The 9,704-nt window shown below is 70.1% G+C and carries 8 protein-coding genes; 2 read left to right on the forward strand and 6 right to left on the reverse strand.

Going from position 1 to position 9,704, the window contains the following annotated elements; translation table 11 throughout:
- Nucleotides 1–941 (reverse strand): substrate-binding domain-containing protein (locus FNH08_RS34815; protein ID WP_152775519.1); only part of this gene is annotated, 941 nt, incomplete at its 3' end.
- Between the two features lie 279 nt (nucleotides 942–1,220).
- Here FNH08_RS34815 and FNH08_RS34820 point away from each other — a divergent pair.
- Together FNH08_RS34820 and FNH08_RS34825 are read left to right on the forward strand one after the other, a co-directional pair.
- Nucleotides 1,221–2,252, forward strand: coding sequence for a LacI family DNA-binding transcriptional regulator (locus FNH08_RS34820; protein WP_322725993.1), 1,032 nt, complete (start codon nucleotides 1,221–1,223; stop codon nucleotides 2,250–2,252).
- Nucleotides 2,253–2,529: 277 nt separating this feature from the next.
- The gene (locus FNH08_RS34825) at nucleotides 2,530–3,168 is read left to right on the forward strand and encodes a hypothetical protein (RefSeq protein ID WP_228034539.1); all 639 of its coding nucleotides are present in this window, start codon (nucleotides 2,530–2,532) and stop codon (nucleotides 3,166–3,168) included.
- Between the two features lie 79 nt (nucleotides 3,169–3,247).
- On the opposite strand, the gene FNH08_RS34830 is transcribed toward FNH08_RS34825, so the two are convergent.
- From FNH08_RS34830 to FNH08_RS34855, 5 genes are all read right to left on the reverse strand, one after another.
- Complete coding sequence (locus FNH08_RS34830) at nucleotides 3,248–4,279, reverse strand: ABC transporter ATP-binding protein (protein WP_152775520.1); 1,032 nt, start codon at nucleotides 4,277–4,279, stop codon at nucleotides 3,248–3,250.
- Nucleotides 4,272–6,311: a dipeptide/oligopeptide/nickel ABC transporter permease/ATP-binding protein gene (locus tag FNH08_RS52445; protein WP_228034540.1), complete on the reverse strand. Its 2,040-nt coding sequence runs from the start codon at nucleotides 6,309–6,311 to the stop codon at nucleotides 4,272–4,274. The genes FNH08_RS34830 and FNH08_RS52445 overlap by 8 nt, the downstream gene beginning before the upstream one ends.
- Nucleotides 6,312–6,325: 14 nt before the next feature.
- Nucleotides 6,326–7,252 (reverse strand): ABC transporter permease, encoded by a 927-nt coding sequence (locus FNH08_RS34845; RefSeq protein WP_152775521.1) that lies wholly within the window; start codon nucleotides 7,250–7,252, stop codon nucleotides 6,326–6,328.
- A gap of 15 nt (nucleotides 7,253–7,267) precedes the next feature.
- A complete protein-coding gene (locus tag FNH08_RS34850) occupies nucleotides 7,268–8,761 on the reverse strand; it encodes an ABC transporter substrate-binding protein (RefSeq protein ID WP_322725994.1) in 1,494 nt (497 codons plus the stop codon).
- Nucleotides 8,762–8,947: 186 nt separating this feature from the next.
- Nucleotides 8,948–9,704, reverse strand: a 757-nt coding sequence (locus FNH08_RS34855) for a class I SAM-dependent methyltransferase (protein WP_228034541.1), incomplete at its 5' end; no start/stop codon positions are given.

Below are 9,704 nucleotides of genomic sequence, written 5' to 3' on the forward strand. Positions count from 1 at the left end.
GGCTGCTCGCCACCACCCATGTAGTTGCCGTTGTTCTTGTACAGCCACAGCGAATCGATCGACAGGTAACCCTGGAGATAGGGCTGCTGGTCCACGGCGAACTCGATGTCACCGTCCTTGATCGCGCCGACGAGGTCCTTGTTGAGGTCGAACGTGGCGACCTTCGCCTTGCTGCCCGCCTCGGACACCGACTGCACGGCCGTCAGCGCGAACGGGGCACCGAGCGTGGCCACTTGGTCGATGGAGGAGTCCTGCTTGAGCTTCGCCGTGATCGTCGACTTCACCGACGGCATGTCCGTGCCGTTGACGTACAGGTTCTCGGTCTTGCCCTCGAACGTCTTCTTCACGCCCGCGCAGCGCTGCTCCAGGCCGACGTGCCCCTGGACCTGGACGACGCAGATCGCGTGCTTGGCGCCGGTCTCGTTGAGCTTCTTGCCGAAGGCCTGGCCGGCGACGGACTCGTCCTGGCCGAAGAACTCCAGCATGCCCTGTGCCTGCCACTGGTCCATGCCGGAGTTGAGGCCGACGACCGGGATGCCGGCCTTCTCCGCCTTGGCCACGACGTTCTTCAGGGCGTCCGGCTTGGCGAGGGTGACCGCGATGCCGTCGACCTTCTGGTCGATCGCGTTCTGCACCAGGTTGGCCTGGTTGGCGGCGCTCTCGTCGCTGGAGTAGACGAGCTTGACGTTGTCCTTCGCCGCGGCGGCCTCGGCGCCCTTGCGGACGATGTCCCAGAAGGTGTCACCGGCCGGGGCGTGGGTGACCATCGCGATGGTCATGCGGGGCGTGGTGGCCTTGCCGGCCGACGCCTCGGCCGCGCCCTCCTCGGACTTCTTGCCACCCGAGCTGCTGGAACAGCCGCCGAGGGCGAGCGCGGCCGCGGTGGCCGCGGCCACGACAGGGGCGATTCTGCGGGAACGGCGGAGGGATGTGTGGTTCATGGTTCGTGCACCTCACTGTGCAACTGAGACGGGTACGGGGACAAGGCAGTGGATGGGCGGCTGCTGGACGGGGTCGGGAGCTGTCGCGACGGCCTCGGTCAGAGGCGCGCGGGGCGAGGGACCAGGCCACATCCGGTGCGGCCGCAGGGGGGGCGAACTCCCGAGCTGACTTCGTTGGAACAACAGGACAATTTAAAGCGCTTTAAGTCCTGGTACTATCGGCTCGTTCTGTGATCGTGTCAAGGGTGTCGCACGAGGAGATTCCACCGGGAGGCGCAAGTGGACGAGGTCGGCTCCGCGCGAGGCCGGAACGGCACGAACAGACGCCCCCGGCTCGAGGACGTGGCCGCCCGCGTGGGCGTGTCCACCGCGTCCGTCTCCCTGGTGCTGCGCGGTGTGCCCGGTCCCAGCGAACGTACTCGGCAGCGCGTCCTGGCCGCCGCCGCGGAGCTCGGCTACCAGGCCGACCGCACCGCCAGTCTGCTGGCCAGCAGGCGCACCCGGCTGCTCGGCGTCATGGTCGACATCCACAGCCCCTTCCACGCCGAACTCGTCGAGCACCTGCACACGGCCGCCGAGCAGGTCGGCTACGACCTGGTCCTCAGCACCCAGACCCGTACCCGTGACGAGCACACAGCCGTGGAGACCCTGCTGGCCTTCCGCAGCGAGGCACTGATCCTGCTCGGCCCGACCGCCCCCGCCGACACGCTCGCCGCCCTCGACGGCAAGGCCCCCGTCATCGTCGTCGGCCGCCGGATCGCCGACGCGAAACTGGACGTCGTCCGCACCGCGGACGACGAGGGAGTCGGCCAGATCGTCGACCACCTGGTGGAGCGCGGCCACCGTGCGATCGCGTACATCGACGGGGGCAAGGGCGTCATCGCCACCGACCGGCGCCGCGGCTACCGCACCGCCATGCGCCGCCACGGGCTGGACGCGCACATCAGGGTCCTGCACGGTGACCACACCGAGGCGGCCGGTGAGCGGGCGGCACGCCACCTCCTCGACGGCGCCGACCTGCCCACCGCCGTGGTCGCCTTCAACGACCAGTCCGCCATCGGCGTCCTGGCCGCTCTCTCCCGCGCTGGTGTCGACGTCCCCGGCGAGGTGTCCGTGGCCGGCTACGACGACGACACCCTCTCCAGGCTGAGCTGCTTCAACCTGACCACGGTCAGTCAGGGAGCCGAGGAACAGGCCCGGTACGCGGTGTCCGCCGCGGTCGAACGCCTCGACCAGGACCGCACCGAGCCCCGCGAGGTCGTGCTCACCCCCCACCTCGTCGTACGCGGCACCGTCGCCGAGCCCGCCTGACCGACTCGGCCTGCGGAACCGTTGGGCTCTTCGAGCAGTAACCCGGTGGTATGAGTAGGGCGCAGAAGTGAAATAGCCCTTGGCGATGGGGAGTTGTCCGCGCAGGGCCTCTTGACGCCACACTTCGCGGCTGGATACTTGTCCCTCGCCGAAGTCACACCTGTTCCGTATCTCGAACGGAACAATGCGCTACTGCTCAGCCCTTTCCCCATGCCATGGGCTGCTTACGCCATCGTCCCCCCCACGATGGCCCACCCCCCACAGGAGGAACCTCCGCATGAGTCCACGACGGGCGCCGAAGTCCACCGAGCAACGGTCCATACCCTGGCGCAACAGGGCGTTCGTGGCCGCGCTGGCAGTCGCCGCGCTGGCCGGGCCCGGCGTCGCGCAGGCCGCCCCGCAGGCCGCACCCGCGTCCCAGGAACAGGTGGCGGCGGCCGGCATCACCTGGACCCTGGAACGGGCGAGCAACCCCACCCAGGACCAGCAGACGGCGTACAACCTCATCACGGCGGCCATGAACGCCGCGGTGGCCCGCTACAACAACCTCAGCGACCTCGGCAAAAGCATCACCGTCCGCTACGACCCGAGCGTTCCCACGGCTGACGGCAACATCAACGGGACCATCCGCTTCGGCAACCGCAGCTACATGACCGAGAGGACCGCACTCCACGAGATCGCCCACACCATCGGCGTGGGCACGAGTTCGGGCTGGTCCCGCCTCGGCGGCAGCGGCACCTGGACGGGCGCGCAGGCCACCGCACTCGTCAGGCAGTTCGACGGCTCGGGCGCCAAGATCTCCACCGGCGGAGGCCACTTCTGGCCCTACGGCCTGAACTACGACAACGAGTTCTCCAACACGGCCGCCGATCGCCACGTCCAACTCGTCGCCGCCATGGTGCGCGACGGTCTGTGATCTCCAGGGCCGTGCCCGGGAGCGGCACCCGATCCCGGGCACGGCCACCTGTTCCCGCTGCTCACAGCCGCGATCCGCGTCACGCGGAACGGCTCCCGCCTCCCGGCCCGCTTCCCGCGACCGCCGGTGTCTCCTCCAGCGGGAAGTGGCACTCCGCCGTGTGGGACGGTTCCCCGAGCGGGGGAACGGGGACGGCTTCGGCGCACACGTCCTCCGCACGCCAGCAGCGGGTCCGGAACCGGCACCCGGACGGCGGGTCGGCCGGTGACGGGATCTCACCGGTGAGCAGGATACGCTCCCGCTTCGCCCCGCCCGTGGCGGCCAGAGAGGGTGCCGCCGACAACAGGGCCGCCGTGTACGGGTGGTGGGGCCGGTCGAAGACCTCCTCCGCCGGGCCGGACTCGACGATCCTCCCCAGGTACATCACGGCAACCCGGTCGGCCACGTGCCGCACCACGGACAGGTCGTGCGAGATGAAGACGTACGACAGTCCCAGCTCGTCCCGCAGATCGCTCAGCAGATTGAGGACCTGAGCCTGTACGGACAGGTCCAGCGCGGAGACGGGCTCGTCGCAGACGACGACATCCGGCTCCAGGGCCAGGGCGCGGGCGATCCCGATGCGTTGCCGCTGTCCTCCGGAGAACTCCTGCGGGTAGCGGCGCGCGTCGGAGGGGCGCAGCCCGACCATCTCCAGCAGCTCGGCCACCCGCGCCGCCCGCTTCGGGGCGGGTACGAGCCCACGGTGGGTGAGCCAGGGCTCGCTGATCAGGTCCGCCGCACACAGCCGGGGGTTGAGCGAGCCGAACGGGTCCTGGAAGACCATCTGCACCTTGCGGCGCCAGGCGAGCAGCTTCGCGCCCGACAACGTGAACGGGTCCACCCCCTCGAACCGGACGGTGCCCTCGTCGGGACGCTCCAGCATCAGCAGCATCCTGGCCAGCGTGGACTTGCCGCAGCCGGACTCGCCGACCAGGCCGAGGGTCTCCCCGCGCCCCAGGCGCAGATCCACACCGTCGACCGCGCGCAGCCTGGTGCTGCCCTTCGCGGTGCGTGGGACCGCGAAGCTCTTGGTCAGGCCCCTGGCCTCCAGCAGCGTCCCGGGCTCAGGCATCGGCCAGCTCCTTCCCGAAGTGACAGGCGGCGGCACGGTCGGCTCCGGTTCCGGCCAGCGTCGGCCGGTGGCCGGCGCACACCTCCCGGGCCATCGGACAACGCGTACGGAAGGCACAACCGGTGGGCACGGAGCGCGGGTCGGGCGGGGACCCGGGGATGGAGTCCAGACGGGAGCCCTTGTGCTGTTCGGCCGGCACCGACTCCAACAACCCTCGGGTGTACGGGTGGTTGGGCCTGCCGAACACCTCGGTCACCGGCCCGGTCTCCACGACCGTACCCGCGTACATCACGGCGACCCGGTCCGCGTGCTCGGCGACCAGCCCGAGGTCGTGGGTGATGAGGACCAGAGCCATGCGTTGCTCGCTCCGCAGTTCGGCGAGGAGGTCCATGATCTGGGCCTGCACGGTGACGTCCAGTGCCGTCGTGGGTTCGTCGGCTAGCAGTACCTTCGGCCGCAGGGCGACCGCCATCGCGATCAGCAGCCGCTGGCGCATACCTCCGGAGAACTGGTGAGGGTAGGCGCCGGCGCGGGAGCTCGCCTCGGGAATGCCGACACGCTCCATCAACTCGATCGCCCTCGCCCGCGCGGCCCGCCGGGACAACCCCTCGTGGATACGGAACGGTTCCGCGAGCTGTGTCCCGACGGTGAGCACGGGGTTCAGCGCGCTGAGCGCGTCCTGGAAGACGATGCTCAGGCCGGGTCCGGCGAGTCTGCGCCTGGCCCGCGGCCCGAGCGCGAGCACGTCCTCGCCGTCCAACCTGGCCTGCCCGCCCACGACTTCGGCGGCCGGATCGAGCAGACCGGCGACGGCATGAGCGGTCATGCTCTTCCCGCACCCGGACTCGCCCAACAAGGCCAGCGTCTCGCCCGAACGCACGGCGAAACTCACGCCGCGTACGACGGGGACGGGACCCGCGGGCGTACGGATGTCGACGGCCAGGCCGTCGACGGCCAGGGTGTCCGCCCCCGCGACCGGGGCGCCGGCCTGAGCGGGGGAGACGGCATGAGCGGGGGAGACGGCCAGGGGTGGCGGCGGGGTTTCGGTGAGGTCCGGTCCTTCGCCTGTCGGTGCCGACTCGGCCGTCGGGCTAGGGCCAGGGCCCACATCACCCCTCGCCGGACGAGGGCGCCGCAGCCGCGACCCGCCCCGCCGCAGACCGTGCCGCCAGCGCTGCCCCGGGTCGGTCGAGAGCCGGGCCCAGGCAGCGAGAACCGTCGCCGACACCGTCGTGATGACGATGGCGAGCCCGGGGAAGACCGCGATCCACCACGCGCTCTGCAACTCCTGCCGTCCCTGAGCCACCATCAGCCCCCAGCTCACATCGGGCGGCTGGATGCCGATCCCCAGGAAGCTCAGCGACGACTCGGTCAGCATCACGAAGCAGAAGTCGAGGGCGGCGACGGTGAGCAGGGTCGGCAGCACCGTCGGAGCGACATGGCGTCGGATGCTCGCCCAACCGGTGGTGCCGAAGGTGCGGGCCGCGTCGATGAACAGCCGACTGCGCAGTTCGGCGGACTCGGCGCGCGCGGTGCGCAGATAGACCGGGATCCGGGCGACGGCGAGAACCACCACGATGCCGACGGCGCTCGGCGAGAAGACGTACAGCACGACCACGGCCAGCAGAAGCGAGGGGAAGCTCAGGATCACATCGGCGACCCGCAGGGACACGCTCTCACGCCAACCGCCGTGGTAACCCGCCCACATACCCCACACCGAGCCGACCGCGAGCGAGCACAGCACGGCGGGTACGGCCACGGACAGGGTCGTACCGGCCGCCGCTATCAGCCGGGCGGCGACGGGACGGCCCAGGGAGTCGCTGCCCAGCACGAAGGCCCAGCCGTGGTCCAGGCTGAAGGGCTCACGGCCCGGGTCACGCAGGTTCTGACGTGTGGCCAGGTCCCCGATGAGGAGAGGGCCCAGCACCGCGCACACCGCCACCGCGACCAGGACCAGAGCTGCCGCGAAGGCGAACCGGTCCTGGAGGAGCAGAGCGGGCCACCTGAACCGGGACATGTCTTTCTGGGCCATGTCACTTCCTTGACTCATGCCGCCGCCCGCTGACGCACACGTGGGTCGAGGAGCGCGTGGCAGACGTCCACCAGGATGTTGAGCGCGAAGATCACGAGAGCGGTCAGCAGCACGGCGGCCTGGAGCACCGCGAAGTCCCGCTGCAGAACCGAGTCGATCATGAGTTTGCCGATGCCGGGCCAGCCGAAGATGGTCTCGACGACCACGGCCCCGTTGACCAGTCCGACGGCGAGGTCCCCGGCGACGGTGAGCGCGGGCGCGGCCGCGTTGCGCAGGGCGTGCCCGAAGACCACCCGGGACTCCCGGGCGCCTTTGGCCCGCGCCACCTTGACGTAGGGGGCGGACAGCGCGGAGACCATGGCACCGCGCACGACCTGGACCAGGACTCCGAACGGACGGATGAGGAGCGTGGCCACGGGCAGGACCCACGCCGCCGCGCCGCTCGTACCGGACGTGGGAAGCCAGCCCAGTGTCACCGCGAAGACCAGCACGCCCATGATGGCGAACCAGAAGTCAGGGACGCTGGCGGCCGTCGAGGACAGGAAGCTCGCGACCCGGTCGGTCACCGAGTTGGGACGGTAGGCGGCCAGGCTGCCGATCACCACCGCGCCCACGATGGCGAGCAGCATCGTCCACCCCGCCAGTTGGAGAGTGGCGGGGAAGGCCCGCAGTACCGCTTCTCCGGCGGGCTGGGCGGTGCGCAGCGACTCGCCGAAGTCGAGGTGGGCGACCTGGGCGAGGTAGTCCCCGAACTGGGTGATCAGCGGCTGGTCGAAGCCGTTGCGGGCGGCGAACTCGGCCCGCATCTCGGGAGTCGCGCTGAGCGGAAGGTACAGATTCGCGGGGTCTCCGGTGAGCCGGGCGAGGAAGAACACGCCGAGAACCACGACGAGCAGGGGAATGACACTGGAGACCGCGCGGCGGCGCAGCATGGTGACCATCGGTCCGCTCCTTCCTCAGTCCGCGCGGCGCATGTCGGCGAGCCGCATCTCGTCGTTGGTCGCCGAGTCCGGCCGGTAACGGACGTTCGGGGAGAGCGCCAGAATGCCGGTCATGTTGGCCATCACGGCGTCCCGTACGACCTCGTCGTTCTGCTGGGCGAACGCGTCCGCGAACGCCTTCTGCCGCTCGTCGCCGGAGGCGAGCTGCGCCTTCGCGATCGAGTCGTCGAGCTCGCGGGTGCCGTAGCTGCTCTGGGCGCCCTTGCTGCCGTAGATCTGTCCCATCGTGAACGCGGCGTCCCCCGCCTGGTTGCCGTGCTGTGCCTGGAGGAGGGTGGGGCCCGTGCCCCGGGGGAAGGGGCGCAGCAGGTACTCCAGCCAGGCGTTGACGTCGAGCATCTTGATCTTGACGTTCAGCCCGGCCTTGAGCAGGCCGTCCTGGACCACCTCCATCGCCTCGGCGGCCTTCGGGTAGATGCCGTTGCGGCCGATGATGGTGATGGCGGTGTCGGTCGGGACTCCGTCGGCGCGGGCCTCGGCGACGAGCTTCCGGGCGCGTTCGGGGTCGTACGCCCACGGTCGGACACGCGGGTTGTACCCGGTGACGCCCTTCGACACGAGCTGCCCGCTCGTCCGGCCCGCGAAGACGGCCGTGACCAGTCCTTCCCGGTCGATGGCGTAGTTGATGGCCCGCCGGATCCGGATGTCGTCGAGGGGCGCCTTGGTGGCGTCGATACGCAGGTACGAGACCTCGTTGGTGACGTACTCGACCGCCCGGTCGCCCGCCCCGTCCTCGGGCGCGAGCCCGATCGCGACATCCGCCTCGTTGTTGGTGACCATGGCCGCGCGCACGCTGCCCTCCGCCCGCCACACGTACTTGGCCGCGGCGAAGTCGGGGGCCTCACCCCAGTACCCGGAGAAACGCTTCAGCCGAAGGAAGCGGCCCTGGCTCCACTCGTCGACTCGGTACGGCCCGGTGCCGATGGGCTTGCGCACCCGGGCTCCGGGGTCCGTGCTCGTCGGCACGATCTCGACGAAGGACAGGCGCAGGGGGAGGATCGGGTCCGGCTTCCGCGTCGAGACCTCGAGTGTCGTGGCGTCCACGGCCTTCGCGGTGACTTCGGTGTCCGCGAAGATGTACCCGTCGACGTTGCACTCGATGTCCGAGTCCGTGGCGCGCTTGATCGAGAACGCGGCGGCCTCGGCTGTGAACGGCGAACCGTCATGGAACGTGACGCCCTCGCGGAGCGTGAAGGTCCACGACGTGGGCGACGTGCGCGTCCATTTGGTGGCCAGCGCCTGTTCCAGTCGTCCCGTGGACGGATCGCGCTCGGTGAGGGCCTCCGTGATGTTGGCGCGCGTCACGCGGCCGGTCGCGGTGAGCGAGGCGTCGCAGGGTTCAAGGGTCGGTGGTTCCTCGGGCAGAACGATCCGCAGGGTGTCCGGTCCCTCACCGATGGGGTCGGCGCCGGCGACCGAGCATCCGGAGACGGTGAGAAGAACGCCCACGCACGTGAACGCGCTCCACGCTCGCTCCCGTCGGCGGGCCAACGACTGAAGGTGCGCTAAACCTGAACCCGCCACTGTGCCTCCGTGCTGTTCGACTACGAGCCGGACCAAGGAGCCAAGTCCACAAGGGAAAACGCCGTTTAGATATGTGGACGCAGACAGTTTCAAGTCAGCGGTGTGAACGCGTCAAGACATGCGCAGCGGAACCTGCCCCTTTCCGGCGTGCGTGGTGAGCACCATGTACGGCGCGACACGGGTCTCGGCCGGCGCTGGTGTGCCGCTGTCGTGGCTCGGCGGCACGAGCGGCAGGTCGAGGTCCGGCGGGGTGAATCCGGCGTCCGTGAGGAGCGCTTCGTAACAGGTGAGGGAGCGGTAGTGGCAGGCCGTGGTGACCGTCGTTCCGCTCAGCCTCCACAGGGTGGTGGGGACGGTGTCGCCGTCGGCGTAGACGGCTCCCGGCTCGCCGTAGCGGAGGGTGGAGAATGCCTCGCCCGTCGCTTGCGGGTTGAGGTCGGCGAGGACGAAGGGCGCGCCGGGGCGCAGCACCCGGTGGATCTCGCGGGTCAGGTCGGCGAGCCTGCGGTCGTCCGGGTCGGTGCAGTAGACCAGGCAGCACACGATGGCGTCGATGTCGTCGTCCGCGATCCAGTGCAGGGACCTGCCGTCGAAGAGCCGGTAGTCGACGCGGGGATGGGGCCGGTCGGTGCGGGCGATGTCCAGCATGGAGGAGGAGGGGTCGATGCCGTGCACGGTGCAGCCGCGGGTCTCGGCCAGGTGCGCGGCGAGGACTCCTGTGCCGCAGCCGACGTCGAGGACGACCTGGCCGGTGCCCTCGGCCGGGCCGAGGCGTCGCAGCACCGTGGGGAAGATCAGCTCACGAGCGAGTCTCATGTCGCGGTCCCGGTAGGCGTCGGCCGCCTGTGTGGTGTCCCAGGGGATGTCT

This window comes from Streptomyces spongiae (genome assembly GCF_009377185.1).
Lineage (GTDB): Bacteria > Actinomycetota > Actinomycetes > Streptomycetales > Streptomycetaceae > Streptomyces > Streptomyces spongiae.